This window comes from Serratia sp. 2880STDY5682894, assembly GCF_001537385.1.
GTDB lineage: Bacteria > Pseudomonadota > Gammaproteobacteria > Enterobacterales > Enterobacteriaceae > Serratia > Serratia nevei.
The window spans coordinates 170,439-196,865 of the sequence record NZ_FCJA01000010.1 but is presented as its reverse complement, the minus strand read 5'-3'; the positions used below and the strand labels follow the sequence as shown (position 1 = coordinate 196,865).

General features: G+C 62.0%; 23 protein-coding genes. 11 read left to right on the top strand and 12 right to left on the bottom strand.

Annotated features, from left to right (window positions below; translation table 11 throughout):
- Positions 1–119 precede the first annotated feature (119 nt).
- Both exbD and exbB read right to left on the bottom strand, forming a co-directional pair.
- Positions 120–542, bottom strand: coding sequence for a TonB system transport protein ExbD (gene exbD / locus AWX27_RS20850; protein WP_004937307.1), 423 nt, complete (start codon positions 540–542; stop codon positions 120–122).
- Between the two features lie 3 nt (positions 543–545).
- Positions 546–1,526, bottom strand: a complete 981-nt coding sequence (gene exbB, locus AWX27_RS20845) for a tol-pal system-associated acyl-CoA thioesterase (protein ID WP_072265379.1) — start codon at positions 1,524–1,526, stop codon at positions 546–548.
- A 431-nt stretch (positions 1,527–1,957) separates the two neighbouring features.
- Here exbB and metC point away from each other — a divergent pair, with 431 nt between their 5' ends.
- Positions 1,958–3,154 (top strand): cystathionine beta-lyase, encoded by a 1,197-nt coding sequence (gene metC, locus AWX27_RS20840; RefSeq protein WP_038879409.1) that lies wholly within the window; start codon positions 1,958–1,960, stop codon positions 3,152–3,154.
- Positions 3,155–3,299: 145 nt separating this feature from the next.
- Positions 3,300–3,959, top strand: a complete 660-nt coding sequence (locus AWX27_RS20835) for a DedA family protein (protein ID WP_038879412.1) — start codon at positions 3,300–3,302, stop codon at positions 3,957–3,959.
- 10 nt (positions 3,960–3,969) lie between these two features.
- On the opposite strand, the gene AWX27_RS20830 is transcribed toward AWX27_RS20835, so the two are convergent.
- Entirely contained in the window at positions 3,970–4,890 is a 921-nt protein-coding gene (locus AWX27_RS20830) for a LysR family transcriptional regulator (RefSeq protein WP_060424789.1), read from the bottom strand.
- Positions 4,891–4,997: 107 nt separating this feature from the next.
- Here AWX27_RS20830 and AWX27_RS20825 point away from each other — a divergent pair, with 107 nt between their 5' ends.
- Positions 4,998–6,026 carry a zinc-dependent alcohol dehydrogenase family protein gene (locus AWX27_RS20825; RefSeq protein ID WP_060424786.1) on the top strand — a complete coding sequence of 343 codons (1,029 nt, stop codon included), beginning with the start codon at positions 4,998–5,000 and terminating at the stop codon, positions 6,024–6,026.
- 7 nt (positions 6,027–6,033) lie between these two features.
- Here the strand turns inward: AWX27_RS20825 and AWX27_RS20820 are convergent, their stop codons facing one another.
- The gene (locus AWX27_RS20820; protein WP_194243114.1) at positions 6,034–6,921 is read right to left on the bottom strand and encodes an AraC family transcriptional regulator; all 888 of its coding nucleotides are present in this window, start codon (positions 6,919–6,921) and stop codon (positions 6,034–6,036) included.
- Between the two features lie 226 nt (positions 6,922–7,147).
- Between AWX27_RS20820 and yqhD the strand changes: the two genes are divergently transcribed.
- The 3 genes from yqhD (at position 7,148) to AWX27_RS20805 (ending at position 10,170) form a co-directional block, all read left to right on the top strand.
- Positions 7,148–8,311 (top strand): alcohol dehydrogenase, encoded by a 1,164-nt coding sequence (gene yqhD / locus AWX27_RS20815; RefSeq protein ID WP_049196195.1) that lies wholly within the window; start codon positions 7,148–7,150, stop codon positions 8,309–8,311.
- Between the two features lie 287 nt (positions 8,312–8,598).
- Entirely contained in the window at positions 8,599–9,423 is an 825-nt protein-coding gene (dkgA, locus tag AWX27_RS20810) for a 2,5-didehydrogluconate reductase DkgA (protein WP_060424784.1), read from the top strand.
- A 141-nt stretch (positions 9,424–9,564) separates the two neighbouring features.
- Positions 9,565–10,170, top strand: a complete 606-nt coding sequence (locus tag AWX27_RS20805) for a transglycosylase SLT domain-containing protein (protein WP_060424782.1) — start codon at positions 9,565–9,567, stop codon at positions 10,168–10,170.
- Between the two features lie 63 nt (positions 10,171–10,233).
- Here the strand turns inward: AWX27_RS20805 and AWX27_RS20800 are convergent, their stop codons facing one another.
- Both AWX27_RS20800 and AWX27_RS20795 read right to left on the bottom strand, forming a co-directional pair.
- Positions 10,234–12,402 carry a YgiQ family radical SAM protein gene (locus AWX27_RS20800; RefSeq protein WP_060424780.1) on the bottom strand — a complete coding sequence of 723 codons (2,169 nt, stop codon included), beginning with the start codon at positions 12,400–12,402 and terminating at the stop codon, positions 10,234–10,236.
- Positions 12,403–12,482: 80 nt separating this feature from the next.
- On the bottom strand, positions 12,483–13,217 hold the full coding sequence (locus tag AWX27_RS20795) for a GntR family transcriptional regulator (RefSeq protein WP_060424777.1): 735 nt from the start codon (positions 13,215–13,217) through the stop codon (positions 12,483–12,485).
- Positions 13,218–13,875: 658 nt separating this feature from the next.
- Here AWX27_RS20795 and AWX27_RS20790 point away from each other — a divergent pair.
- Positions 13,876–15,273 carry a purine-cytosine permease family protein gene (locus AWX27_RS20790; protein ID WP_049296251.1) on the top strand — a complete coding sequence of 466 codons (1,398 nt, stop codon included), beginning with the start codon at positions 13,876–13,878 and terminating at the stop codon, positions 15,271–15,273.
- Positions 15,270–16,202: a PfkB family carbohydrate kinase gene (locus AWX27_RS20785; RefSeq protein WP_060424774.1), complete on the top strand. Its 933-nt coding sequence runs from the start codon at positions 15,270–15,272 to the stop codon at positions 16,200–16,202. The genes AWX27_RS20790 and AWX27_RS20785 overlap by 4 nt, the downstream gene beginning before the upstream one ends.
- 34 nt (positions 16,203–16,236) lie before the next feature.
- On the opposite strand, the gene AWX27_RS20780 is transcribed toward AWX27_RS20785, so the two are convergent.
- Together AWX27_RS20780 and xapA are read right to left on the bottom strand one after the other, a co-directional pair.
- Complete coding sequence (locus AWX27_RS20780; RefSeq protein WP_060424793.1) at positions 16,237–17,487, bottom strand: nucleoside permease; 1,251 nt, start codon at positions 17,485–17,487, stop codon at positions 16,237–16,239.
- A gap of 81 nt (positions 17,488–17,568) precedes the next feature.
- Positions 17,569–18,390, bottom strand: coding sequence for a xanthosine phosphorylase (gene xapA, locus AWX27_RS20775; protein ID WP_047729825.1), 822 nt, complete (start codon positions 18,388–18,390; stop codon positions 17,569–17,571).
- A 137-nt stretch (positions 18,391–18,527) separates the two neighbouring features.
- Between xapA and AWX27_RS20770 the strand changes: the two genes are divergently transcribed.
- Complete coding sequence (locus AWX27_RS20770; protein WP_060424772.1) at positions 18,528–19,439, top strand: LysR family transcriptional regulator; 912 nt, start codon at positions 18,528–18,530, stop codon at positions 19,437–19,439.
- 17 nt (positions 19,440–19,456) lie between these two features.
- On the opposite strand, the gene ftsP is transcribed toward AWX27_RS20770, so the two are convergent.
- The 3 genes from ftsP to parC form a co-directional block, all read right to left on the bottom strand.
- The gene (ftsP, locus tag AWX27_RS20765) at positions 19,457–20,872 is read right to left on the bottom strand and encodes a cell division protein FtsP (protein ID WP_049198460.1); all 1,416 of its coding nucleotides are present in this window, start codon (positions 20,870–20,872) and stop codon (positions 19,457–19,459) included.
- Positions 20,873–21,004: 132 nt separating this feature from the next.
- A complete protein-coding gene (locus AWX27_RS20760; RefSeq protein ID WP_004937266.1) occupies positions 21,005–21,739 on the bottom strand; it encodes a 1-acylglycerol-3-phosphate O-acyltransferase in 735 nt (244 codons plus the stop codon).
- Between the two features lie 246 nt (positions 21,740–21,985).
- Positions 21,986–24,259, bottom strand: coding sequence for a DNA topoisomerase IV subunit A (parC, locus tag AWX27_RS20755; RefSeq protein WP_060424769.1), 2,274 nt, complete (start codon positions 24,257–24,259; stop codon positions 21,986–21,988).
- A 315-nt stretch (positions 24,260–24,574) separates the two neighbouring features.
- On the opposite strand from parC, the gene AWX27_RS20750 reads away from it, so the two are divergent.
- Both AWX27_RS20750 and AWX27_RS20745 read left to right on the top strand, forming a co-directional pair.
- A complete protein-coding gene (locus tag AWX27_RS20750; protein WP_060424767.1) occupies positions 24,575–25,156 on the top strand; it encodes an NAD(P)H-dependent oxidoreductase in 582 nt (193 codons plus the stop codon).
- Between the two features lie 33 nt (positions 25,157–25,189).
- Complete coding sequence (locus tag AWX27_RS20745; protein WP_033638602.1) at positions 25,190–25,498, top strand: putative quinol monooxygenase; 309 nt, start codon at positions 25,190–25,192, stop codon at positions 25,496–25,498.
- A gap of 5 nt (positions 25,499–25,503) precedes the next feature.
- Here the strand turns inward: AWX27_RS20745 and AWX27_RS20740 are convergent, their stop codons facing one another.
- Positions 25,504–26,418, bottom strand: coding sequence for a LysR substrate-binding domain-containing protein (locus AWX27_RS20740; protein ID WP_060424765.1), 915 nt, complete (start codon positions 26,416–26,418; stop codon positions 25,504–25,506).
- Positions 26,419–26,427: the final 9 nt, after the last annotated feature.

Sequence of the window (26,427 nt, the reverse complement as noted above, 5' to 3'; positions counted from 1 at the left end):
AAAAGGGGCTTTAAAAGCATACTCAAAGCTGTAAGCTTTACGGAACCCCCAGCCTAGCTGGGGGTTTTCGGTGCACAATAAAAAAGGGCGCCTGAGCGCCCTTTATCGTTTTGCTGCCACTACTTGGCGGCGCCTTCCATGCCCACCAGCCCCACTTTCAGGTAGCCGGCTTTACGCAGGGTGTCCATCACGCTCATCAGCGTTTCATAGTCCACGCTCTTGTCCGCCTGGAAGAAGATGGTGGTTTCTTTGTTCGCCTGAGTGCGTTGATCCAGCACCGAAGTCAGCTGATCGGCATTCACCGGCTGATCGCCAACGTAGAGCTGCTTGTCGGCCTTCACCGACAGGAACACCGGTTTTTCCGGCCGCGGCTGCGGTTTGGCGGAAGAAGCCGGCAGATCGACGCGAATATCTACCGTTGCCAACGGCGCGGCCACCATAAAGATGATCAACAGCACCAACATGACGTCGATAAACGGCGTTACGTTGATTTCATGCAGTTCGCCGCTGTCGTCCAGATCTTCATTTAAGCGCATCGCCATGACTCACCCCGCCCGCAGTTGGTGTGCGTGCTGTGAGCGCTTGGCTTCCGCCGTCGCGGCCAGATCCAGATCGCGGCCCTGCAGCAGCAAGACCTGCGCCGCCACGTCGCCCACCTGGGCACGGTGGCCGCTGATGACGCGGGCGAAGATGTTGTAGATAACGACGGCAGGGATCGCCGCGACCAGGCCCAGCGCGGTCGCCAGCAGCGCCTCTGCGATGCCCGGCGCCACGACCGCCAGGTTGGTGGTCTGCGAATGGGCGATGCCGATGAAGCTGTTCATGATGCCCCACACGGTGCCGAACAGGCCGACGAACGGCGAGATGGCGCCGATGGTAGCCAGGAAACCGTTGCCGCGGCCCATGTTGCGGCTGTAGGCCGCCACGCGGCGCTCGAGGCGGAAGCCGGTACGCTCTTTGATGCCGTTGTTGTCGTTAGATTCCGCAGACAGCTCCAGCTCATTTTGCGCATCGTTCAGCAACACCGCGCTGACGCTTTCCGAGCCGAAGTTTTGCGCCAGCTCGGAGGCTTCATCCAACGAGCGCGCTTCGGCCAGCGCCAGCTGTTCGCGGCGCAGACGGCGCTTGGCGCGCAGCAGTTCGCTGCCTTTGGAGAACAGAATGGTCCAGGTCACGATCGAGGCCAGCACCAGGCCGATCATTACCGCTTTCACCACCGCGTCGGCGTGCTGGTACATGCCCCAAACGGACAGGTCCATGCCGCGGGTTTCCGGTGGCTGGATCGTTGGCGCCGGGTTCACCGGCGTGATGCTCTCCGGCGCGGCGGCTGCAGCAGGTGCAGGCGCGGTGGTCGGCGCAACGCTTTCGGTAACGGCCGGATTGGCCGCCGGCGCTGCCTGCGCACTGCCGGCCAGCCCCACGACCAGCACCATAGAAGCCATCAGGCTGCGGCCGAAGGCCTTGCCCCACTGCGCCCGGCCCTGGCCGAACGATCCTTGATTTAAATTCTTGCCAGCCGTTTTCACGCTGTGCCTCCACCCATTACCGATCAAAATTAAGGAATAATTCAGCGTGCGATCATATCAAACCAACCGGGGATTGATAGTAGTTCTCATTATTATTTACCAAATAAACGAGAAAATTTTAGCCAGCCCCGCCGCAAAGCGCCAATCCGCGCCCGTTCACCGCCAAACGCCCCTTTTATGGGGTTATTTCGTTACTTTTCTCCCACAACGGCGCAACAACGCCGCGCTGCCGAACGGCGTCTTGACCGAGGAATGGGCTTCTCTCTCGCCCCCCGGCAGAAGGATGAGGCAAGAAAGGCGCGCCCGGCAGCCAATTATAGCCGTTTCTGTATCCAGAAGTTAAAACGTCTGGATGGCTATATTAACTCATGCTAACGTAAGGGCTATCGCAAACGGGCACGTGCAGAGCAACCAGAGGTGAGCCAGGTACCATGACGTCAAAACACATCGAAACCACGCTGATCGGCGCCGGCCGCGGCAAACGCTACACCCAGGGCTCCGTCAATCCCGTCACGCAACGCGCCTCTTCTTTGGTTTTCGACTCCGTCGCCGCCAAAAAGCATGCCACCGCGCAGCGCGCCCACGGCGAGCTGTTTTACGGCCGACGCGGCACGCTGACCCACTTCGCCCTGCAGGATGCGATGGTGGAGCTGGAGGGCGGCGCCGGCTGCGTGCTGTACCCCTGCGGCGCAGCGGCGGTGGCCAATGCGATCCTGTCGTTCGTCGGCGCCGGCGATCACCTGCTGGTCACGGGTTCTGCGTACGAACCGACCCAGGATTTCTGCACCCATATCCTCGGCCGCATGAACGTCAGCACTACCTATTTCGATCCGCTGATCGGCGCCGACATCGCCACGCTGATCCAACCCAATACCCGCGTGGTGTTCCTGGAATCCCCCGGCTCCATCACCCTGGAAGTGCAGGACATTCCGGCGATGGTGCAGGCCATTCGCGCCGTGGCGCCGGAGGTGGTGATCATGATCGACAATACCTGGGCGGCGGGCGTGCTGTTCAAGGCGTTGGATTTCGACATCGACATTTCGATTCAGGCCGGCACCAAATACCTGATCGGCCATTCCGATTACATGCTCGGTACCGCCGTCGCCAACGCGCGCTGTTGGGATCGGCTGCGCGAGTACTCCTACCTGATGGGGCAAATGGTGGATGCCGACACCGCCTACATGGCGAGCCGCGGCCTGCGCACCCTGAGCGTACGCCTGAAGCAGCACGAACGCAGCAGCATCGAAGTCGCCCACTGGCTGGCGGCACGGCCGGAAGTGGCGACGGTCAATCACCCGGCCCTGCCCAGCTGCAAGGGCCACGAGTTCTACCGCCGCGACTTCAGCGGCTGCAACGGGCTGTTCTCCTTCGTGCTGAAAGAGCGGTTGGACGATGCGCAGTTGGCCGCCTACCTGGACAACTTCAGCCACTTCAGCATGGCCTACTCCTGGGGCGGCTTCGAGTCGCTGATCCTGGCCAACCAGCCGGAAGAGCTGGAAGCGATCCGTCCGGCGGGCGGCGTCGATTTCTCCGGCACGCTGGTGCGCCTGCACATCGGCCTGGAGAACGTCGAAGACCTGATCGCCGATCTGGCGGCCGGTTTCGATCGCCTCAACGGCGTGCGCTAAGGCGGATTCCGCTAATTTTCTTCGTCTCGTTTAATGTCGGCTTAAGCTATTAGCGGTACACTATCCGGGTAACTGTCAGATACGGTAACCGCCGCACCCTGGAGAACGTGACCCCGGGCGCAACCGGCATGCAACAGGACATAAAATGGATGTATTACGAGAGATTATTCATGCGCTTTGGCAGCAGGACTTTATTGCCCTCGCCGATCCAAGCGTAATTTGGGTGGTTTACGCCGTACTTTTCACCACTCTGTTTTTGGAAAACGGACTGCTGCCCGCCTCCTTCCTCCCCGGCGACAGCCTGCTGCTGCTGTCGGGTGCGCTGATCGCCAAAGGCGTGATGGGCTTTGCCCCCACCCTGCTGATTTTGACCGCTGCCGCCGGCCTCGGCTGCTGGCTGAGCTATATCCAGGGCCGCTGGCTGGGCCACACCGGCCTGGTGAAAGGCTGGCTGCTGCAACTGCCGGCACAGTACCACCAACGCGCGCATAACCTGTTCAACCGCCACGGGCTGACGGCGCTGCTGATCGGCCGCTTCCTCGGCTTCGTGCGCACGCTGCTGCCGACCATGGCCGGCATTTCCGGGCTCAACAGCTCACGCTTTCAGGTGTTCAACTGGCTGAGCGCGGCGATCTGGGTTTGCGCGCTGGTGGGCCTCGGCTACGCTTTCAGCCAAATCCCGCTGGTGAAGCGCTACGAAAGCCAGGTGATGACCGGCCTGATGCTGCTGCCGCTGCTGCTGCTGTTCGTCGGCCTGCTGGGCGCCATGCTGGTTATTTGGCGTAAAAAGCGCGCCTCCTCCTGAGCCCGGCGCGCTACAGCGCCTTCTCGACCAACGCCAGACTGGCGGGCAACTTGCTCACCAGCGTATCCACCGCCAGCCGCACCTTCAGCGGCAGGTGAGGCGTGTGCGGCCACACCGCATGCGCTTCAAAGGCGGCGCCCGGCCGGTCGCGCAGCAAGCGCACCAGCGCCCCGCTCAACAGCTGCTCACGCACCAGCCAGCACGGCAGCCAGGCAATGCCGAACCCCGCCGTCGCCGCATCCGCAATCGCCTGCAGATCGTCCATTTGCAGCCGGTTAGTCGGCATCACTTCCTGCAGCTTGCCGTCGCTATCCAATACCAACCAGCTGCGCCGCGCACCGGCGCGCATATAGGTCACCGCCTCATGCTGCACCAGCTGTTCGATGCTGTGCGGTTCACCGCACCGCTGCAGATAGGCCGGCGAGGCGCACAGCGCCATGCGGTGATCGCCGATGCGGCGCGCCACCAGCCCGCCGCTGTTGGCCAGCGTGCCGTTGCGGATCGCCATGTCGAAGCCGTCCTCAATCAGATCCACCACCCGATCGCTGAACGACAGCTCCAGCTCCAGGCCCGGGTGCTCGCGTGTCAGCTCGGTCAACAGCGGCGCAATGCACATGCGGCCAAACAGCACCGGCATCGATACCCGCAGCCGGCCGCTGACCTGTCGCTTGCCCGACTCCAGCAGCGTTTCCGCACCGCGGATCTCCTCCAGCGCTCGCAGGCAGCGCTCATAGAATAACGCGCCGTCGTCAGTCAGGCTCTGGCTGCGGGTGGTGCGATGAAACAGCCGCACGCCCAACCGCTGTTCCAGCCGGGCGATGGTTTTCCCCACCGCCGAACGCGACAGGTGCAGCCGGCTGGCCGCCAACGCAAAACTGCCCGCCTCCACGGCGGTGACGAATACCGAAATACCGCTCAACCGATCGCTCATGATTTGTCGCCCTGAAAGAAACAATCTTCGGAAATCTTATCGCCACTGGCGAACCTTCATCAACGATATTATCGACCGGTCGTTAATCGCTGACTTTGGAGAACATCATGACCGACACGATGCAACGCTGGACGATGGACGCCCTGGGGCGTGAACACCTGCGGTTGACCGCCGACGCGATCCCGCAGCCGGGGCCACACGAAATCAGAGTGAAAGTGAAAGCGGTCGCGCTCAACTACCGTGACAAACTGATGATTGAAAGCGGCATGGGGCTGACGCTGCCGCAGCCGTTCACCCCCGCCTCGGACATGGCCGGCGAGGTCGACGCTATCGGCCCCGACGTCAGCCGTTTCCAACCCGGCGCCAGGGTCATCTCGACCTTCAGCCCCGGCTGGCTCGACGGCCGGCAAAAACCGTACGGCAATGCGCGCCAGGTGCCTTACCACACCCTCGGCGGCTTCTATCAGGGCGTGCTGGCGGAATATGTGATTTTGCATGAGGACTGGCTGGTGGCGGCACCGGCGTCGCTGGACGACGTGCAGGCCAGCACCCTGCCGTGCGCCGGGCTAACTGCCTGGTTCGCGCTGGTGGAGCAAGGAAAGCTGCATGCCGGCGAGACGGTGCTGGTGCAAGGCACCGGCGGGGTGGCGCTGTTCGCGCTGCAGATCGCCAAAGCGCACGGCGCCGAGGTGTATGTGACCTCCGGCAGCGATGAAAAGCTGGCGCGTGCCCAGGCGCTGGGCGCCAGTCACGGCATCAACCGACTGAACGGCGATTGGGTGGAAGCAGTTTATGCGCTGACGCAGGATCGCGGCATCGACCATGTGATCGATACCGTCGGCGGCCCGAATCTGGGCAACTCGGTACGCGCCGTGGCGGTGGGTGGCCGCATCTCGGTGATCGGCGTGCTGGCGGGCGCCGAGATTTCCGCCCCCGCCGGCCTGCTGCTGCTGAAATCGGCGGAGATCCAGGGCATCGGCGTCGGCCACCGCCGCGCGCTGGAAGATCTGGTGCGCGCCGTGGACGCCGTCAACCTGCAGCCGGTGATCGACCAGGTCTACCGTTTCGATCAGCTGCCGCAGGCGTTGGATCACCTCGATCGCGGGCCGTTCGGCAAGATCGTCCTGACCCCGTAAACGCGGTTCAGCCCTCCAGCAGCAGCGGGTTGGCGTCGCGCAGCCGGGCGATTTCATCGCTCGGCGTCATGCCGAACAGGCGCTTGAATTCACGGCTGAACTGCGACGCGCTCTCGTAGCCGACGCGGATCGCCGCCGTGCTGGCCTTCAGGCCGTCATGCACCATCAACAAGCGCGCCTTATGCAGCCGGTACGACTTCACGTATTGCAGCGGCGAGGTGTTGGTCACCGCCTTGAAGTTGTGGTGGAACGCCGAGACGCTCATGTTGACCTCGCTGGCCAACTGCTCGACGTTGAGGTTGTCAGCATATTGATTTTCTATGCGCCGCAGCGCCTTGGCGATCTGGCTGAAGTGGGTATGCCGGTTGACCAGCTCCTGCAGCGACGCGCCGCAGGTGCCGCGCAGCACGTAGTAAAGGATTTCGCGCACGATCTGCGGCCCCAGCACCCGGGCATCGAGCGGCTTGGCCATCACGTCCAGCAGGCGTTCGGTGGCGCACAGCAGCTCTTCCGTCAGCTCGGCCAGGTTCACCCCGTTGCTCTCTGCCCGCGGTTGCATCAGGTAGTCGTCGTCGCCGATGTCGATCAGCAAGTCCTGCAGCATTTGGGTATCGATATTGACCGCCAACCCAACCAGCGGCAGTTCCGGGCTGGCGAAGGTTTCGCATTCGAACGGCAGCGGCACCGTCATCAGCAGGTAGTTGCGCGGATCGTACTGGAACATCTTGTTGCCGCAATAGCCCACCTTGTGCCCCTGAAAGACGATCACGATCCCCGGCTCGTACATCACCGGTTGGCGCGGGCTGTGGCGATCGACATACAGGATCTTTACCCGCGGCACCGGTGACGGCGTGTAGCCGTTGCCGGTGGCGATAGCCATCGCCTGGCGCGCCATGCGGCTGCGCTGCGCATCGATTTCAATCACGGAAACACCCTCTTACAGTCAGAACGATTCGGCATAAATAATAATTTAAAACTCGCTATTTCTACAGTGACTTGTAGGAATAGGCAAGAACCAAACAGGAATGTGCATTGTGCGTTGCCGCCAGGTTCCTGACAATACGGGCCAGAAACCTTTGCGCCACTTTGGCGCCCGCCTGACAGAAAGAGAGAAATCATCCATGCAAAACTTCATTCTGCATACCCCAACCAAAATCCTGTTCGGCAAGGACCAAATTGCCGAAGTGGCCGGACAGATCCCGGCGGACGCACGCATCCTGATCACCTACGGTGGCGGCAGCGTGAAGAAAAACGGCGTGCTGGATCAGGTGTACAGCGCGCTGGCCGGCCGCGACGTGCGGGAGTTCTCCGGCATCGAGCCGAACCCGACCTACGAAACGCTGATGAAAGCGGTCGAAGTGGTGAAGGCGGAAAACATCGATTTCCTGCTGGCGGTCGGCGGCGGTTCGGTGGTTGACGGCACCAAGTTCATCGCCGCCGCCGCGCGTTACACCGCCGACGGCGACGCCTGGCATATCCTGCAGACCGTCGGCAGCCACATCGCCGACGCGGTGCCGATGGGCTGCGTGCTGACGCTGCCGGCCACCGGTTCCGAATCCAACAGCGGCGCGGTGATCACCCGTAAAAGCAGCGGCGACAAGCAGCACTTCTTCTCGCCGCTGGTGCAGCCGCGCTTCGCCGTGTTGGATCCGGTGGTGACCTACTCGCTGCCGCCGCGCCAGATCGCCAACGGCGTGGTCGACGCCTTCGTGCACACCCTGGAGCAGTATCTGACCTACCCGGTGGACGCCAAAGTGCAGGATCGCTTCGCCGAAGGCCTGCTGCTGACCCTGCTGGAAGACGGCCCGCGCGCGCTGGCCGAACCGGAAAACTATGGAGTACGCGCCAACGTGATGTGGAGTGCCACCATGGCGCTGAACGGCCTGATCGGCGCCGGGGTGCCGCAGGACTGGGCGACCCACATGCTGGGCCACGAGCTGACCGCCATGCACGATCTCGACCACGCGCAAACGCTGGCCATCGTACTGCCGGCGCTGCTGCACGAGAAGAAAGCGCAGAAGCGCGAAAAACTGCTGCAGTACGCTGACCGCGTCTGGGGCCTGCGCGAAGGCAGCGAAGATAGCCGCATCGACGGCGCCATCGCCGCCACTCGCGCCTTCTTCGAGCAGATGGGTGTACCGACCCGCATGGCGGATTATCAGCTCGACGGCAGCAGCATTCCGGCGCTGCTCGACAAGCTGCATCAGCACGGCATGACCGCCCTGGGCGAGCATCAGGACATCACCCTGGACGTCAGCCGCCGCATTTACGAAGCGGCGCGTTAATCGCAAAACGGCGATTTTTTGCTAGGCTTTAGTCTCCGCCAGCCATTTTTCGCCGCATCCGGCGCCCGGCCGATCACCGGGTGCCGTCGGGCGCCTCCGCGCGCCGCCGATCGTTTCGCACCACCCGTCTTACCGCTCATTCGCAGGGAGAGCGGGGAGAAAGTCACCCTCCCGCCACCGCTGAAATTAGGCTGGCAAACCCGGCAACCGCCCATTTTGCCAACTAGAATTTATCTATAGCCGTTTCGGTGCCGCAGGCGCCGCAATCCGTACACAAGGAGATGCGCATGACAACGCAACAACCCATCATCAAACTCCACGATGGTAATCTGATGCCGCAGTTGGGTCTCGGCGTTTGGCAGGCGAGTATTGAAGAGACCACCCGCGCGGTGAGCAAAGCGCTGGAGATCGGTTACCGCTCCATCGACACCGCCGCGATCTACAAGAACGAGGAAGGCGTCGGCGCCGCACTGCAGTCCAGTTCGCTGCCGCGCAGCGAGCTGTTCATCACCACCAAGCTGTGGAACGACGATCAGGGCGATCCACTGGCGGCGCTGGAAACCAGTTTGGAAAAACTCAGGCTGGACTATGTGGATCTGTACCTGATCCACTGGCCGCGCCCGCAGCAAGATCAATACGTCTCCGCCTGGCGCGAACTGATCAAGCTGCGCGATCAAGGCCTGGTCAAAAGCATCGGCGTATGCAACTTCCATACGCCGCACCTGCAGCGCCTGCTGGATGAAACCAACGTGGCGCCGGTCGTCAACCAGATAGAGCTACACCCGCTGCTGCAACAGCGCCAGCTGCGCGCCTGGAACGCCACGCACCATATCGCCACCGAATCCTGGAGCCCGCTGGCGCAGGGTGGTGAAGGGGTGTTCGACCAGCCGCTGATCAAGGCGCTGGCCGAGAAATACGAGAAAACCCCGGCGCAGATCGTGGTGCGCTGGCACCTGGACAGCGGCCTTATCGTGATCCCGAAATCGGTCACGCCGTCGCGCATCCGCGAAAACTTCGAGGTGTTTGATTTCAAACTCGATAAGGACGAACTGGGCGAGATCGCCAAGCTGGACGTCGGCAACCGCCTCGGGCCGGATCCGGATACCCTGTAACCCCTCCCCAAGCCCTCTCCCGTCGGAGGGGGCTTTTCCTCCCGCGCATTGCTCCCTTGCGCCGCCTGACGTTATGATGACGACGCCGGAGGCCTCGCCCGCCGGTTAACGCCGTTAAAAAACAGACAAGCACGGAGCACCATGAAATTCTCTTTCTCACACGGGTTACGACTGGGCATGCTTTGCGTCATGCTGGTGCTGGCGGGTTGCGCCGGCAAGAAACAGCGTATCAGCTACGATCGCCACGCTTTCGATAGCGCCATTAAAGACGCCGCCAGCGAATACGGTGTGGACGCCAAGCTGATCACCGCCATGATCCAGGTGGAGTCCGGCTTCAACCCCGCGGCGGTGAGCAAGTCCAACGCTATCGGCCTGATGCAGCTGAAAGCCGATACCGCCGGCTGCGATGCCTACCGCTACAAAGGCAAACGCGGCTGCCCGGACGCTGACGACCTGCGGGATCCCGACACCAATATCGATCTCGGCGCCGCCTACCTGGCCACCTTGCAAAAACAGCAGCTTAAAGGGATCACGAACCCTGTTACGCTGCGCTACGCCACCATCATCGCCTACGTCAACGGCACCGGCGCGCTGCTGCGCACCTTCTCCAGCAACCGTCAGCAGGCCATCGCGATGATCAACAACCTGTCGCCGGAAGCCTTTAACTGGCACGTGCGCAAATACCATCCCGCTCCGCAGGCGCCGCGCCATTTGATGAAAGTGGAAGCCGCCTACGATAGTTTGTGATGAGCAAAAGTAAAAAGGAGAACCCGAGGGTTCTCCTTTTTGTTTGCGCACGCGGCGTCGCCGTTACGGCTTGGCTTTGCGAATCGGTTTGCGCGGCGGCCGGTTGGACGGCGTGCGCTGCCGATTGATATCGGTATGTTTGGTCAGCGCCGGCCGGGTATGGCGCTGCAGGCGTTTCGCTTCGCGCTGCTCGTCGATGCTTGGCGCCGGCACCAGACACTCACGGCGGCTGCCGATCAGGTGCTTCAGCCCCATCTCTTCCAGCGCGGTGCGGATCAGCGCCCAGTTGGCCGGGTCGTGGTAACGCAGCAGCGCCTTATGCAGGCGACGCTGGCGATCGCCGCGCGGCACCACCACGTCTTCGCTCTTGTACCCCACCTTGCTCAGCGGGTTTTTGCCGCTGTAATACATGGTGGTGGAGTTGGCCATCGGCGAAGGATAGAAGTTTTGCACCTGATCGAGGCGGAAACGGTTCTTCTTCAGCCACAGCGCCAGGTTCACCATGTCTTCATCGCGGGTGCCCGGGTGCGACGAGATGAAGTACGGGATCAGGTACTGCTCTTTGCCCGCCTGCTTCGAATAGTGATCAAACAGCTGCTTGAAGCGATCGTAGCTGCCCATGCCCGGCTTCATCATCTTCGACAGCGGCCCTTCTTCGGTGTGCTCCGGCGCGATCTTCAGGTAGCCGCCGACGTGGTGGGTCGCCAGCTCCTTGATATAACGCGGATCTTCCACCGCCAGATCGTAACGAACCCCGGAAGCGATCAGGATCTTCTTGATGCCCTCCAGCGAACGCGCACGGCGATACAGTTTGATGGTCGGCTCGTGGTTGGTGTCCATGTAGGTGCAAATCTCCGGATACACGCACGAGGCGCGGCGGCAGGTCTGCTCGGCGCGCGGGTTGGTGCAGCGCAGCATATACATGTTGGCGGTCGGGCCGCCGAGATCGGAGATCACGCCGGTAAAGCCCGGCACCTTGTCGCGGATCTCTTCGATTTCGCGAACGATCGAATCTTCCGAACGGCTCTGGATGATGCGCCCTTCGTGCTCGGTGATCGAACAGAACGAGCAGCCGCCGTAGCAACCGCGCATGATGTTCACCGAGAAACGGATCATGTCATAGGCCGGAATGCGATCCTGGCCGTAGGACGGATGCGGTACGCGCTGATAAGGCAGCGCGAAGACGCTGTCCATCTCCGGCGTGGTCAGCGGGATCGCCGGCGGGTTGATCCACACGTAGCGATCGCCGTGTTTCTGCATCAGCGCACGGGCGCAGCCCGGGTTGGTTTCATGGTGCAAAATGCGCGAGGTGTGCGCATACAGCACCTTGTCGCCCTTCACTTTCTCGAAGGACGGCAGCAGCACGTAGGTCTTCTCCCACGGCTTCGGCTTGGCGGCGCGCACGGTGACAGGCTTGGCTTCAGGCTCTTTCGGCTTGGCGCCGTCGGCGCACGGCAGATCGTCGCCGTACGGGTTCGGGATAGCTTCGATGCGGCCCGGCTTGTCGAGACGGGTGGAATCCACGCCGCTCCAGCCCGGCAGCGCTTCTTTGCGCATCACCGCGGTATTGCGAATATCGTGGATGTCGCCGATCTTCTCGCCGGCGGCCAGGCGATGTGCCACTTCCACCAGCGGGCGTTCGCCGTTGCCGTAGATCAGCATGTCGGCTTTGGAATCCACCAGCACCGAGCGGCGCACGGTATCAGACCAGTAATCGTAGTGGGCGATGCGGCGCAGGCTGGCTTCGATGCCGCCCAGCACGATCGGCACGTCTTTGTAGGCTTCTTTACAACGCTGGCTGTAAACCAGGGTAGCGCGATCCGGGCGTTTGCCGCCGACGTTGCCGGCGGTGTAAGCATCGTCGTGGCGCAGTTTGCGATCGGCGGTATAGCGGTTGATCATCGAGTCCATGTTGCCGGCGGTGATGCCGAAGAACAGGTTCGGTTTCCCCAACCGCATGAAATCTTCTTTGTTGCTCCAGTCCGGCTGCGCGATGATGCCGACGCGGAAGCCCTGCGCTTCCAGCATGCGGCCGATGATCGCCATGCCGAAGCTCGGGTGATCGACATAGGCGTCGCCGCTGATGATGATCACGTCGCAGCTGTCCCAGCCCAGTTGATCCATCTCTGCTCGCGACATCGGTAAAAACGGCGCGGTGCCAAAACATTCAGCCCAATAAGGCTTATAGGAAAACAGTTCACGATCGGGTTGGATCAGGCTGGTGGTGCTCATTCTGCTGCTCTTTTTACAGGTTAATTAATCGCCGGGCGGCGATTATACGCACTAGCAGCAAAAAGAGCATGGTTATTTCGCTAACCGTTCACTTCGAATTCATAAACGTCGCTGCGACACAGGATATCGCTGAACTCCAGCGCCTCGCCCTGGGCATTGCGGCTGGTCTGGGTGATGTGCAACAACGGCGCGCCGCACGGCACGTTGAGCAGCTCGGCGACCTCGTCGCTGCAGGACACCGCCTTCAGCAGAAAGTGTTTATCTTCAGGCACGATGCCGCGCGATTGCCATAACGCATACAGCGAATGTTCCAGCTGCCCCGGTTCGGGCAGGAAGCGCGGCGGAATATAGGTGGTTTCCAGCGAGACCGGGCTGCCGTTCAGCAAGCGCAAACGCCGCAGTTTGATCACCTCATCCCCCTCCGCCAGCCCCAGCGCCGCCGCGGCCTTGGCCGGCGCGCCGACCCGGGTGCGCAGCAACCATCGGTTACTGACGCTGCTGCCGTGGCGCAGCGCCTGAGCGGTGAAACCGCTGTCCTTATCGAGGGAATAGCCGATGCGCATCGCCACGCGGGTGCCAACGCCCTGCTGCCGCGAAATCAGCCCCTTCTCCTCCAGCAGCTTCATCGCCTTGCTGACGGTGACGCGCGACAGCCCCAGGCCTTCCGCCATCTGCCGTTCCGGCGGCAAAAACGCCTCCGCCGCCAACACCTGTTGCCTGATTGCGGTTTCTATCGCCGTCGCCAGCTGAATATAACGCGGCGCTACCGCCCCCTGCGCCAGATGGCCACGCAGCCAGGCCATAAAATCCGTCATTCGCCCGCCCTCTTACCTATGCCATTTGTCTGGATTTCGTTTTTTATCCTATCGCCGATCCGGCGATAAGCCCCTCACCTTAACTAAAATATCGCTAATGTTTTCAGAGTGGCATCACAATTTTTGCCTAATGGACTTTCATTGGATCTAGATCGCGCGTAATCTGTGCTTATTGATGTTGATACATCAATCGCACCAACACCAGGGACCCACTTTAAAAACAATAAAAAACCCGCTGCCAGCCCTAAAGGATACCCTTCATGGCCGGTAGCGGGGATATACTGTCAGCACAAACGGCCGAGAATAAGCAACGTAGCTAATGGATAGCTTGCTCACTGCTCATAGCCACATCACAGGATCCCCTTGCGGTGGGCGCAACGGATCGATGTCGGCAAATAGAAACGTTCCCGCTTCGCCAAACCCCGCTGCAGACCCACTCTTTGACTACACTCATTGGCGCCGTGCGGCCGACGTGCCTCACCCGATAAGGCGGATACCGCCCTCATTTTGACAGACCCGGCGGTCTCAGCCGCTACACACTGCGCGGAATCGGCGTCTTCACCGACAACGGAATAGCCGGCGTCAACCGCGCCAACGGAATCGATTTTCAGTCAACTGCGGCGGCCCTCGCGGCCCTGCGCTACAGGGATCATTTGCTATGACCGATATCAATCGCAATGAAGCATGGAAGGTAGAAAGCACCGGTATCGATCGGGTGCCGGACGCGGAACAGACCGGCAAGCCCATCGAGCTGTTTTGGATCTGGTCGGCGGCCAATATCGGCATTCTCGGCGTGGTGTACGGCGCCATTATCGTCGGCTTCGGCTTATCCTTCCTGCAATCGGTACTCGCCGCGCTGGTCGGCGTCGCCAGCTTCGTGCTGGTCGGCCTCACCAGCTTCGCCGGCAAGCGCGGGCGCACCTCTACGCTGACGCTCTCACGGGTGATTTTCGGCCTGAAGGGCAACGTGGCGCCCACCCTGTTCAGTTGGATCAACCTGATGGGCTGGGAAGCGGTCAATGTGATCACCGGCACCCTGACGCTGGCGGCGCTGTTCGAGGCCTTCGGGTTGGGTAGCAGCCACCTGCTGACCGCGCTCAGCCTGCTGCTGTTCGGCGGGCTCACTGTCGTCGTCAGCCTGCTGGGGCAAAATACCGTGGTCTGGATGCAAAGCTGGTTCAGCCGCATCTTCGGCACCATGACGCTGATCGTGGTGCTCTATATCCTGTTCAACACCGAGTGGAGCCAGGTGCTGGCGCTGCCTTCCGGCAGCTGGTTGACCGGCTTCCTGCCGGCAGTATCGGTGATCGCCGCCGGCACCGGCATCAGCTGGGCGATTGCCGGCGCCGATTACAGCCGCTATCAAAGCCCGAGCTCGTCGAGCAAAAGCATTTTCGCCGCGGTAATGGGCGGCGCCTGTTTGCCGCTGATGCTGCTGATGCTGGCCGGCATCCTGCTTTCCGTGCAGCTGCCCGATCTGGCCAGCGCCGCCAACCCCATCGCGCTGATAGGCTCCGTGCTGCCCGCCTGGATGGCGATCCCTTATCTGCTGGCCGCCACCGCCGGCATCGTCACCATCGCGGTGCTCAGCCTGTATTCCGCCAGCCTTAACCTGCTGACCATCGGCGTGCAGGTCAAACAGTGGCTGGCGGTGTCGATCGACGCGGCCGTAGTGCTGGGCATCGCCCTGTATGTGCTGTTCATCTCCGGCGATTTCATGGGGCCATTCATCTCCTTCCTGGTGTTCTGCGGCGTCTTCCTGGCGGCCTGGGAGGCGATTTTCCTGCTCGATTACCTGTGCCTGCGCCGCCGCCACGGGTATGATGGCAACGCTTTGTACGGCCTGCATGGCCAGAACCGCGGCGTGCGCAAAGCCCCGCTGTTCTGCTGGTTCCTCGGCGCCCTGTGCGGCCTGCTGGTCACCAAAACCGGTTTTATCGACGGCCCGCTGGCCAAAGGCTTGTTCGCCGATTCCAGCCTGGGGCTGTTTGTGTCGTTCGCGGTGAGTCTGATCGCTTACGGTCTGTACCTGACCCAACGCAGAGAACATCAATGAGTGAGTGGGAAGCTGTAACACCTGTCCTGGTTATTGGGGGCGCGGTCGGCGATCTGGTGATGACGCTGCCGCGCCTGCCGACCAGCGGCGAAGATATCGAAGCCCAGCCGCAGGCGCGGCAAATCGGCGGCTGCGCGTTCAACGTGGCGCGCGCGCTGGTGCGCCTGGAAACGCCGGTGATTAACGGCATGCCGGTTGGCAACGGCGAATGGGGCGCGGCTGCCGAAGCCGCCATGGGCGAGCTGGGGCTGGAGGTGCTGTTGCGCCACGGCCAGATGGACAACGGCTGGTGCCTGGCGCTGGTGGAGCCGGACGGCGAACGCACCTTCATCACGGTTTCCGGCTGCGAAAGCCAATGGAATAAAGCGCAGCTGGCGACGCTGCCGCTGACGGAGCACACCCTGATCTACGCCAGCGGCTACGAGCTGGCGGGCGAAAGCGGCGAAGCGCTGCGCGAGTGGCTGACGCGCATGCCGTTCGACCAACCGCGCCTGATCGATCCCGGCCCGCGCATCGCTCAGCTCAGTGAAGATTTCTTCGCCATGCTCAGCGACAGCCACACCCTATTGACGCTCAACCGCGACGAAGTGGCCGCGCTGTGCGGCGCCGGCGACGCCGTAGAGGCCGCGCAGCGCTATGCCGCCGCCCGCAACCTGACGCTGATCTGCCGCCTGGATCGCGACGGCGCATGGATCTGCGACGGCCGCACGCCGCCGCTGCACGTTCCCGCCTATCCGGTAGACGTGGTCGACACCATCGGCGCGGGCGATGCCCACTGCGCCGGTTTACTGGCGGGCCTGTCCGCCGGCTGGCCGCTGCCGCAGGCGGTCGATCTGGCCAACCGGGTCGCCGCTTGCGTGGTGGCCAGCCTCGGGGCCGCCAATCCGCCGGACTGGCAGCAGTTGCAACAGCGCTTCCCGCAGGCCTGACGTTTCAGGGCGCAGCCAGGCTGCGCCCCCAGCCTTACTGCGCCGCCACCGCGCTCTTCTGCGGCGAGTGGCGGTAGTTGAAGCTCAACGCGAACACGATCCCCAGCACCAGCGTATACAGCGCAAACACCAGCCAGATGCTCTGCCAGTCTTTCACGCCGTCATGGCTGAAGAAGTCCACCACCTCGCCGCTGGCGAGCGCCCCGAGATAGGCGCCCAACCCGTTCACCATGGTCATGAACAGCCCCTGCGCGCTGGCGCGGATGCGGTGATCGGCCTCTTTCTCGACGAAGATCGCGCCGGAGATATTAAAGAAGTCGAACGCACAGCCGTAGACGATCATCGACAGCAGCAGCAGAACGAAACCAAAGCCGACCGGCGTGCCGTACGCCAGGAACAGGAAACGCAGCGCCCAGGCCGCCATGCTGATCAGCATCACCTGCTTGATGCCGTAACGGCGCAGGAAGAAGGGAATGGTGAGGATAAAGAACACTTCAGAGATCTGCGACAGCGACAGCAGCACCGCCGGATACCGGACGCTGAGGCTGTCCTGATACAGCGGATTGAGCGACAGATCGTGCAGGAACGGGTTGCCGAAGGTATTGGTTATCTGCAGCGCCGCCCCAAGCAACATGGCGAACAGGAAAAACAGCGCCATGCGCCGCTGGCGGAACAGCACCAGCGCATCCAGCCCCAGCACGCTCACCCAGCTCTTTGACTCGGCCGCGCGGTTGGTCGGGCAGCGCGGCAGCGTCAGCGAATAGGCCGACAGCAGCAGCGACGCCGCAGAAGCCAGGTACAGCTGCAGATTGCTGAGCTCGATTTGGCTAAAGCCGACCAGCCACATCGCCAGAATGAACCCCACCGTGCCGTACACCCGCACCGGCGGAAAGTCCTTCACCGTGTCAAAGCCGTGCTTCTCGAGGCAAAAATAGGAAATGGCGTTGGAGAGCGCGATGGTCGGCATATAGACCATGGCGTTGAACAGCATCACCCAGAACATCAGCATCGGTTGCTCGACCTGCGCCGCGCAGTACAGCGCCAGCGCCCCGAGCAGGTGGCAAAGCGCATACAGAGAGTTGGCCTTCATCCACCGATCGGCAATGATGCCCGCCAGCCCCGGCATGATCAGCGCAGCGATGCCTTTGGCGCTGTAAACCATCCCCACCTGCATGCCGCTGAAATGCAGCGTGTTGATCATGTAGGAGCCCAGCGTCACCAGCCAGGCACCCCAGATAAAGAACTGCAGGAAAATCATGACTTTCAATCGTGTTTTTATCGCCATCGCCATCACCTTGTTATTATGCTTTCAACGATGATTGATGCGGCAGGCCCCCTGCAGCCCGCCGCCGGTTTGCTTGCGCTATTACAGCGTTTTGAACAGCTCGCGGATCAGGCGCATGAAATCGTCCGCCGCCAGCGCCGCGCAGCTGAGCGTTTGTTCATGGGAAAGCGGCGTATCCGACAGCCCTTCGGCGTAGTTGGTCATCGCGGATACCACCAGCACCTTGAGGCCGCAGTGGCGCGCCGTCAGGACTTCCGGCACGATCGACATCCCCACCACGTCGCAGCCCAGGGTCTGCATCATGCGGATCTCCGCCGGCGTTTCGAAATTCGGCCCGGTGTAGGCGGCGAATACCCCTTCCGCCAGCGGGATGCCCGCGCTTTCGGCCACCGCCGCCAGTTGGGCGCGCAGATCGCGATCGTAGGCGTTTGCCAGGCTGAAGAAGCGCGGCCCGAAGCGCTCGTCGTTGGCGCCGACCAGCGGCGATTCCGGCATGAAGTTGATGTGATCGGTAATGGCCACCAGGCTGCCCGGCGCCACCGAGCGGCGCAGCGAACCGGCGGCGTTGGTCGCCAGCAGGAATTCGCAGCCCAGCAGTTTGAAGGTGCGCACCGCGGTGGTCATCACCTGCATGCCGCGCCCTTCATAGAAATGACCGCGCCCTTTCATGCACAATACCGGTACGCCCTCCAGCTTGCCGGCGACCAGCTGCCCGGCATGGCCGGCGACGCCGCTCACCGGAAAGCCCGGCAGCTCCGCGTAGTCGATGGTGACGGTTTCGGTCATCACCTCCGCCAGGGCGCCGAGCCCGGAGCCGAGAATCAAGGCCGCTTTCGGCTGGAACCCCGGCAGGCGTGCGCGGACGACATCGGCGCAGGTAAAAGCATCTTCTTGATTAAACATCGTATTCTCTCTTTCAGCGGGGGATAATAATCCCCATAGTAGAGAGCGAGGCTCAGCCGAGACCAATACATTCTTGGCGGCCGATTTATTCCATTTACCTATAAGTTGAGCTGCGTCACAAGGAGACGATATCCCGGATGAATCAGCCCCATGCCCTGCCCGATCCCGGCCGGATTAACTTCCGCCTGCTGCACTATTTCCGCGTAGTGGCGGAAGAGATGAACTTCACCCAGGCGGCTCGGCGGCTGAATATGTCACAGCCGCCGCTCAGCAAGCACATCAAGGAGCTGGAGAACCAGCTCGGCGTGGTGCTGTTCAAACGCACCACCCGCTCCATGACGCTGACGCCGGCCGGCCGCACGCTGCTGCGCAACGTCGAGCGGCTGCTGGATCAGGCCGACAGCGCGCTGCATCAGGTGCAACAGATGGGGCGCGGCGAAGGCGGCCACATGGTGGTCGGCATGGTCGGCACCTCGGCCTGGGGCGGCCTGATCGCGGCGCTGCGGCGGTTCAGCGAGCAAAGCGCCGGCGTCACCTGGTCGTTGAACGAGCTGACGCCCAGCCAGCAAATCGCCGCGCTGCAAAAGCGGCATATCGATATCGGGGTCTGGCGAGAGGCGCAGCAGCAGACGCTGCCGGGGTTGACCTGCCAACGGTTGGCGAGCGAAAGCATCGCCGTGGTGCTGCCGCTCGATCATCCGCTGGCGCAGCAGGAAAACATCCCGCTGGCGGCGCTGCAGAACGATAGCTTCATCGTGCTGCCGCCGCATGAGGCCAGCCTGGGGCTGTATCTGCACAATCTGTGTCTGCAGCAAGGATTCCTGCCGGACGTCGCTTATCAGGTCAACGAGCCGCAAACCCTGCTGGCGCTGGTGGCGGAAGGCTGCGGCATTACGCTGCTGCCGGACAGCTACGGCCGCATTCCGTGGCCCGGCGTCCGCTTTTGCTCGCTGCAACAGGCGCCGCCGGCGGATCTGTATGCGGTTTACCGCGCCGACAGCGTCACACCGGTGGTGCAGGCCTTTTTGGAGATGCTGCGGGCGCCGTAAGCGGCCCGCAGCGCAGATTACATCGTCGGCTGCACCATCAGCTGGCCGGCGGTGCCGCGATCGGCCATTTCCAGCGTCTGGCTGTAATATAGGAACGGGAAGTGTTCGGAGGTAGGTTGGTTGAAATACACCAGCAGCTCGACGTCGCCATCGACCCAGACGGTGTCCTTCCAGCCGCGATCTTCCGCCATCGGCTGCGCGCCGTTGACGCGTTTGATCAGGAACTGCACGCCCTGAATATGGAACGACTGCGGCGTATCCGCATGAATGTTCCAGCGTTCCCAGGTGCCTTGCTGCGCCTGCACGTCGATGCGGTTCATATCCCAAATCGCGCCGTTGATGCCAACGCCGCCGTCGCCCAGGCGGAAATCGCGGGTGCGGCTGGCGCTGCCGTCCAACAGCTGATCCGCCAGCAGGCGCATCGGCAGGTTGTCGGTCACCAGCGGCAGCAGGCCGGTCGGGCGCAGCGTCAGCACCTGGGTGGACACCAGAATGCTCGACGGCTCGAACAGGCCGCGCAGGCGATCCATGATGCCCGCCGCTTCACCGGCGGTGATGGTCACCTCGTCGCCCTTCGACATGTCGATCAGCACTTCCCGGCGTTCGCCCGGCGCCAGCGACAGCTGCTGCACCGCGACCGGCGCGGGCAGGAAGCCCTGATCGCTGGCGATCACGTTGAATGGGCGCCCGTCGCTGAGCTGCAGGGTATAGCGGCGCGCGTTGGAGGCGTTAAGCAGGCGCAAACGCACCCAGCCGCGCGACACCTCGACATACGGGTTTTGCACGCCGTTGACCAACAGCGTATCGCCGACGAAGCCGCCCTGCGACGGCGCATCGTATTGCGGCGTGCCGAAGTTATCGAAGCGCTTGTCCTGAATGATCAGCGGGAAATCGTCGACGCCGTAGTGGTTGGGCAGCGGCAGCGCTTTGCTGACGGCATCTTCCACCAGCCACAGCCCGGCCAGCCCGTTGTAAACGTGCGGCGCCATGCGGTTCGGCGTGTTGGCGTGGTACCAGCAGGTGGCTGCCGCCTGACGAATAGGCAGCACCGGCGACCAGTCGACGTTCGGCGACATCATGCGCGGCGCGCCGCCCATCAGCGTGCCCGGCACCTGCAACCCGCTGACGGTCATCGCCACCGGCTCCTGCAGGCGGTTGCTGTAGATCAGCTTGACGTCGTCACCGCTGTAAACCCGCACCGTCGGCCCCAAATACATGCCGTTGACGCCCCACACCGCCGCTTTGCGGTTATCCATAAACGCCCAGTGGGCGCGCTGCAGGGTCAGGAACAGCGGCTGACCGCGGCGAGACTCCAGCAGCGGCGGAATGGGTAATGGGGTCTGCGTTCCGCTCGCCTCTGCCCTCAGCGGCACGGCGCTCGCGCACAGCGCCAGGCCCGATGCCTGTAAAAACTGACGTCGACTGAGTGACATATTTTCTCCATGAAAAGCAATAACTAAACCGTGTGCAAAACCCAAACGCCCGCCAATCAAGATTAGCAGGCGCTCAGGCGTTAACGGCGCTGAACGCCAATTAAAAACGTATTCTTTGAAGCCGGTAGACTCTTATTTTTTGGCGGCGTTGCGCTGGGCGACTTCGGCGTCCAATTCGGCGATCTTAGCCTCCATCAGCTCGCGGCAATGGGCCGCCAGCTCGCGCACGTTTTCTTTGCCGTATTTGCTGGTATCCACCGGCGCCAACATCTCGACGATCACATGACCGTTATTCCAGCGATTAAGATTTATATTACCGCTGGTGGTCGATACGCAGATCGGCACAATCGGCACGCCGGCGGCGATGGCCGCGTGGAACGCGCCGGTTTTAAACGGCATCAGCCCGCGACCGCGGCTGCGGGTCCCTTCCGGGAACATCCAGATCGAAATGTCTTTCTTTTTGAACTGCTCCGCCACCTGGGCGATGGTGCCGTGCGCCTTGGCGCGATTATCACGATCTATCAGCAGATTACCGGTCAGCCAATACAGCGGGCCGAAAAACGGGATCCACACCAGACTTTTTTTACCGACGGTCACGGTGCGCGGCTGCACGATATTCGAGGCCGTCACCATGTCGTAGTTATTTTGGTGGTTAGCGATATAGATGCAGTTGCCGTTGTTGGCCGCATCGGCCGGCACGCGGGTTTCAACCTTGATGCCGAACAGCGTCGACAGGCGGCCGAAAAGGTGGCCGAAGGTCGCCACATGGCGGGGATTGCGCGGGCTGAACAAGCAATAAACAGAACCGAAAATACACACCAGAATACAGAAAAGAGTGGCGAGAACGGCACGCAAAATCAATAACATAACAACCTCATTAGCACACTGCCAACGCAGTTTACTTCGCTGCGCAGATTCCTTTACTCATTATTTGCCGGCCAGGCGATAAGCACGCCGATGTCGCCTGCCTTTCTCGCTATTTTCCCGCCAGCCGGCAATACGCACAATAATTTTATGCGCAGAAATGTTAACTATTTGGAAAATAAACGCCAGCAAAAATAAATAAGGCGGCCACAGCATGCTGCGACCGCCCGTTAACGCTAGCGCCAACGCTTACTCTTCGCTGTCGCCGCCCGACGCCCGCACCGGCGCATCCACTTCAACGCGATCGATACGCTGCAGTCCGCGCGGCAGCTGGGTGCCCTTGCGACCGCGCTCTGCACGGAACTTCTGCAGATCTTCCGGCCGCAGCGTCAGCTTGCGTTTGCCGACGTGCAGCGTGACGGACGCCTGCGGCGGCAGCACGAACAGCCAGGCCAGCTTGTCTTCACCGGCCGCCGCCTGGGCTGCCGGAATGGAGACGATCTTGTTGCCTTTGCCCTTCGACAGCTGCGGCAGATCGGCAACCGGGAACATCAGCATGCGCCCGGCGGCGGTGATCGACAGCAGCATGTCGTCTGCGCCGTGGATCTCCATCGGCGGCAGCGCTCTGGCGTTGTCCGGCAGCGTGATCATCACCTTGCCGGCGCGGTTGCGCGCCACCAGATCGTTAAAGGTACAGACGAAGCCGTAACCGGCGTCGGACGCCATCAGCAGCTTCTGATCGTCGGCCGCCATCAGCACCTGCTCAATGGTGGCGCCCGGCGGCGGCGTCAGCTTGCCGGTCAACGGCTCGCCCTGCCCGCGCGCCGACGGCAGCGTCATCGGATCGAGCGCATAGCTGCGCCCGGTAGAGTCGATGAACACCACCGGCTGGTTGCTCTTGCCGCGCGCCGCGCCGCGGAAACTGTCGCCGGCCTTGTAGCTCAACCCGGTCGGATCGATGTCGTGGCCCTTGGCGCTGCGCACCCAGCCCATTTCCGACAGCACGATGGTCACCGGCTCGGACGGCACGAAGTCGTGCTCGCTCATCGCCTTGGCTTCCGCACGCTCGGTCAGCGGCGAACGGCGATCGTCGCCGTAGGTCTGCGCGTCGGCCTGGATCTCTTTCTTAATCAGCGTGTTCAGCTTGCGCTCGGACGCCAGTAGCGCCTGCAGCTGATCGCGCTCTTTCGCCAGCTCATCCTGCTCGCCGCGGATCTTGACCTCTTCCAGCTTGGCCAGGTGACGCAGTTTCAGCTCGAGGATCGCTTCCGCCTGGGTGTCGGAGATGCCGAAACGCTGCATCAGCACCGGCTTCGGTTCATCCTCGCTGCGGATGATGTGGATCACCTCGTCGATGTTGAGGAACGCCACCAGCAAACCTTCGAGGATATGCAGGCGTTTCAGCACTTTCTCGAGGCGGTAGTTCAGGCGGCGGCGCACCGTGTCGCGACGGTAGGCCAGCCATTCGGTGAGGATCTCCACCAGCCCTTTGACCTGCGGGCGGTTATCCAGACCGATCATGTTCATGTTGATGCGGTAGCTGCGCTCCAGATCGGTGGTGGCGAACAGGTGGTTCATCACCTGTTCCAGATCGATACGGTTGGAGCGCGGCACGATCACCAGACGCGTCGGGTTTTCGTGGTCGGATTCATCGCGCAGATCTTCGACCATCGGCAGCTTCTTGGCGCGCATCTGGCTGGCGATCTGCTCCAGCACCTTGGCGCCGGACACCTGGTGCGGCAAGGCGGTGATCACCGCGCTGCCGTCTTCTTTCTTCCACACGGCGCGCATGCGCACCGAGCCGCGGCCGCTCTGGTAAATTTTGCGGATTTCATCGCGCGGGGTGATGATCTCGGCTTCGGTCGGGAAGTCCGGCCCCTGCACGAATTCGAGCAGGTCATCGAGCGAGGCGCCCGGCTTGTCGAGCAGCGCCACCGCCGCCGCCGCGACTTCGCGCACGTTGTGCGGCGGAATGTCGGTCGCCATGCCGACGGCGATGCCGGTGGTGCCGTTCAGCAGGATATTCGGCAGGCGCGCCGGCAACATCTTCGGCTCTTGCAGCGTACCATCAAAGTTCGGGATCCAGTCGACGGTGCCCTGCCCCAGCTCGGCCAGCAGCACTTCGGCGTATTTGGAGAGGCGCGATTCGGTATAACGCATCGCCGCAAACGACTTGGGATCGTCCGGCGCCCCCCAGTTCCCCTGGCCGTCCACCAGCGGATAGCGGTACGAGAACGGCTGCGCCATCAGCACCATGGCTTCATAACACGCGATGTCGCCGTGCGGGTGGTATTTACCCAGCACGTCGCCCACGGTACGGGCGGATTTCTTGAATTTGGCGCTGTTGTTCAACCCCAGCTCAGACATGGCGTAGATGATGCGGCGTTGTACCGGTTTCAAGCCGTCGCCAATGTACGGCAACGCCCGATCCATGATGACGTACATGGAATAGTTCAGATAGGCGTTTTCAGTGAATGTGTGCAGCGGTAAACGCTCTACACCGTCATGAGTCAGATCACTCATTACTCAATTATCCTCAGACCGTGGCTTGGCAATCCCTGGACGACAATAAGGCATCGCTTGTCGATTCTGCCCGCGATAGTAACCCATCTGCGGGGTGGCTGTCACAGTTGGCGCAAGGATCGCCGGCCGAAGGCGCTGTCGCCGGAGCGTTTAGGCAAAATTCCACCGTGATTGTTGATTAATAATCAACACTGTTGTGCCTGCCGTCACGTTTTTACTTGCCTGGCCAACGATTACACTCTCGTTCAGCAAGCTGTTTTTGCGCACCGCAGCGGAAAACGGCATCTATCTTAACTCTGACGGGAGCCGCAAAAGATGAGCAATATCCTGATTATCAACGCTAAAAAGCAATTCGGCCATTCCAACGGCGAACTCAACCAAACCCTGAGCGACGTGGCGGAAAGCTTCCTGCGCGATCTGCAGCACGATGTGCAGGTCACGGTGGTCGACGACGGCTATGACATCGAGGCCGAGGTGCAGAAATACCTGTGGGCCGATGCGGTCATCTATCAGATGCCGGGTTGGTGGATGGGCGAGCCGTGGATCCTGAAAAAATACATCGACGAAGTGTTCACCGCCGGCCACGGCAGCCTGTACGCCAGCGATGGCCGCACCCGCTCCGACGCCGGCAAGAAGTACGGTTCCGGCGGCCTGATTCAGGGAAAAAAATACCTGCTGAGCCTGACCTGGAACGCCCCGCTCGAGGCTTTCACCGATCCGAACCAGTTCTTCCACGGCGTCGGCGTCGACGGCGTTTACCTGCACTTCCACAAGGCCAACCAGTTCCTGGGGATGGAAGCCTTGCCAACCTTTATCTGCAATGACGTGATAAAACAACCGGATATCGAAACGGACATCGTACGTTATCGCGAGCATCTGGCGGAAATTTTTGCTTAACTGGCAGCGAAGGGCTTAACCAACGAGGTAATGATGATCACCGTAATCGCAGAAATCAAAGTCAAACCCGGCCACCGCGCCACCGTGTTACAAGCCATTGAAAAACTGGTGCCACTGGTGCTGGCGGAAGAAGGCTGCGGCGAATACACGCCGATGGTAGACAGCCACACCCAGGCCCCCTGGCAGAAACTGTCGCCGGACTCGGTGTTTATGCTGGAAAAATGGCAAAGCCAGGCGCATCTGGAAAAACACCTGCAGATCGACCATATGCTCAAGCACCGCGAGACCATCAAGGACTACGTGCTGGGTACCGAGATCTACGTGCTGGAAAACGCGCTGTAATCCCCTCAGAGGCCCTCTGCGGCCTCTGGCGGTTCTCCCTCAAGGCGGGCGCTGACGTAGTCGAGAAAACAGGTGAGGCGCGCTGCCAGCTGGGCGTCGTGGTAATACACCGCGTGGATCGGTTGACGCACGTCCAGCGTCTCCCGCACCAACAGCGGCACCAGCCTGCCCGCTTCCCGATCGCGTCGCGTCATAAAGTCCGCCAGTTGGACAATGCCCGCCCCGCGCAGCGCCAATTCACGCAGCGTCTCCCCGCTGGAGGCCGAGATCGTCGGTTCGATGGCGAAATGCCGCGCCTGCCGGTGGCGTAGCGGCCACTGGTTCAGCGACTCCGGATAGGTGAATCCCAACAGGCAATGGCGGTGCAGATCTTCCACGCCGCGCGGTTCGCCATGCCGTTGCAGGTAATCCGGGCTGGCGAGAATGCGCAACCGGCTGTTGCCCAGCAGGCGCGCGTGCAGCGTAGAGTCGCGCAGCGCGCCGATGCGGATCGCGATGTCGGCGCGTTTCTCCAGCAGGTCGATATTGCGATCGTCGGTGTCCAGCTCCAGCTCAATCTGCGGATAACGGCGGCGGAACTCCGCCACCATCGGCACCAGCACGTGCGCCATGAAAGGGGCGGCGGCGTTGACCCGCAGCCGACCGGCGGGCAGCCGGCGCCGCAGCGCCATGAGTTCTTCGGCCTGATCTACCGAACGCAGGATTTCTCGCGCAGGCGCCAGGAAGCTCTGCCCTTCTTCGGTCAGGCTCAGGCGACGCGTGGTGCGGCGCAAGAGCGTAGCGTCGAGCTTCGTTTCCAGACGGCTGAGTGCGCGGCTGACGCCGGAGGTGGTTTGGCCGAGCCGATCGGCGGCGGCGGTGACCGAACCGCTGTCGACCACCGCCGTGAACGCCAGCAGCTCTTCAAGGGTGATCTTCACGCGGTTCGC